This is a genomic window from Desulfosarcina cetonica JCM 12296, from assembly GCF_001311845.1.
Classification (GTDB): Bacteria; Desulfobacterota; Desulfobacteria; order Desulfobacterales; family Desulfosarcinaceae; genus Desulfosarcina; species Desulfosarcina cetonica.
In genome coordinates, this window is sequence record NZ_BBCC01000414.1 from 1 (window position 1) to 1,878 (window position 1,878).

Annotated in this window: 3 protein-coding genes and 1 pseudogene; all 4 read right to left on the reverse strand. The window is 64.7% G+C overall.

Annotated elements, in window-relative coordinates; translation table 11 throughout:
- Nucleotides 1-51 precede the first annotated feature (51 nt).
- On the reverse strand, nucleotides 52-540 hold the full coding sequence (locus tag JCM12296_RS34490) for a bifunctional heptose 7-phosphate kinase/heptose 1-phosphate adenyltransferase (RefSeq protein WP_054702654.1): 489 nt from the start codon (nucleotides 538-540) through the stop codon (nucleotides 52-54).
- Nucleotides 504-722, reverse strand: coding sequence for a hypothetical protein (locus JCM12296_RS40795; RefSeq protein WP_054702656.1), 219 nt, complete (start codon nucleotides 720-722; stop codon nucleotides 504-506). The genes JCM12296_RS34490 and JCM12296_RS40795 overlap by 37 nt, the downstream gene beginning before the upstream one ends.
- On the reverse strand, nucleotides 719-1,312 hold the full coding sequence (locus JCM12296_RS34500) for a D-sedoheptulose-7-phosphate isomerase (RefSeq protein WP_246805315.1): 594 nt from the start codon (nucleotides 1,310-1,312) through the stop codon (nucleotides 719-721). The genes JCM12296_RS40795 and JCM12296_RS34500 overlap by 4 nt, the downstream gene beginning before the upstream one ends.
- Nucleotides 1,313-1,437: 125 nt before the next feature.
- A pseudogene (locus tag JCM12296_RS40800) lies at nucleotides 1,438-1,878 on the reverse strand (GSU2086 family protein); the annotation flags it as partial.

Sequence of the window (1,878 nt, forward strand, 5' to 3'; positions counted from 1 at the left end):
CCAACAACCAGTCCAGCCCCACCCGCTGGCGTAAGCGTCGCGCCGCCGCCATCAGTCGGCCTCCCCGTCCAGCCGGCTGCCATGCACCAGCTCCAGTTCCGCCGTGTTGGGTGTCACGCAGGTGGCGCCGTTATAGCGCTGCCAATCGCTGCCCTTGGGATCGACAAACACCGGCACGCCCTTTTGGCGGCAGGCCTGGATGATCGTTTGGGTCACCGTCTCCTGCCGGAACATGCCCTTGCCGTAATCGGAAAGGATCACCGCCCCCGCCGATGACAGCCGCGCATCGATCCGTTGCAGAAGCTGCGCCACCACTGCGGCGTCGATGGCCGCGCCATCTTCCTCGTCAAGGCGCACCACCTGCTGATTGCCGGCCATGACGCGGGTTTTGGTGGTCGTGGGACGCCGCTCATCGGTCAAACAACCATCGGTGACGCGGGCCGCCGCAAGCATCTGGCGCAGGCGCTCTGCCGCGGCATCGGCGCCGAGCAGCCCCACCAGGGTCACCTTACAGCCCAGGCCGGACAGGTTGGCCGCCACATTTCCCGCCCCGCCAAGGGAAACGTCTTCTCGCCAACGTTGACCACGGGCACCGGCGCCTCGGGCGAAATCCGCCGTACCGTGCCCCAGTAGTAGCAATCCAACATCAGGTCACCGACCACCAGAACGGTGGTGTGCTGAAGGCGCGCGTCCAGATCCTGAGGTGGCACGGGATGGTTCATCGCGGCGTCCCGGTGGTGGGCAGTAGTCCGGCCTCGATCTGGAAGGCCCAGTAGTGCAGGATGAAAATATGCGCTTCCTGAATACGCGCGGTTACGGGGTTTTCGACCACGACGGCATGGTCCACGAGGGTCTTGAGCGTACCGCCGTCCCGCCCCAGCAGCCCCACCGTGACGATGCCCGACGCCTTGGCCGTTTCCACGGCGCGGATCACGTTGGGCGAATTTCCCGAGGTGGAAATGCCGATGAGCACGTCCCCCGGCCGGCCGAGCCCCGCCACCTGCCGGGCGAAGACATCGTCGAAGCCATAATCGTTGCCCACGGCGGTGAGGATCGAAGTGTCGGTGGTCAGCGCCACGGCCGGATAGGCGCGCCGTTCCCGCTCGAACCGACCGATGATCTCGGCGGCGAAGTGCTGGGCATCGCTGGCGCTGCCGCCGTTGCCACAGATCAACAGCTTGCCGCCGGCCAAAAGCGTCTTTCGCAGCATCCCGCCCACCCCATGGATCGCCGGGGCGATGATCTTGAGGCCATTCAGGCACACGACGTGCTGATCGATCATCTGGATGAATGTGGCCATCGGGTCTGACATGACAGGGTGTTCTCCTTGGGGCCGGTCCCCGGATTTCACGCGCACACTTGCCGAAAAGGGGGCTTTCATACCATAGACCGGCGGCTTTTACAGCCTTTTTGTACCGTCTGCCAAAATGTGTCGGTCTATTCCTTTGCGGCCATTTCGTAGACCGCCGCCGCCAGTAGCGGCACCATGATCTCGTGATGGCCGGTAATGGCATACCCGCGGCCCCCTTCGAGCACCGGTCGCCTGACCACGTTGACCCCCGGCCGGTAGTGCTGGATCATGTCGAAATTGGCCGTGGTGAACCCCCGCACCGGATACTCCAAATTGCGCGCCACGGCCAGGGCCTTTAAAAACACCTCGGGCAGAATGACCGCACTGCCCAGGTTGAGCACCACCCCGCCGTCGCCCAGTTTGGCCACGCTGGCCGCGAAGATGCGGAAATCCCGCAGGGAGGCCGCGCCGATGGCCGCGCCGGAAGCCGTCGGATGCTGATGAACGATATCCGTACCCAGGGCCACATGCAGGGTGTAGGGAATTTTCAGTTGGTAGGCCCGGGCGATCAGGCGCGCGCCACGTGG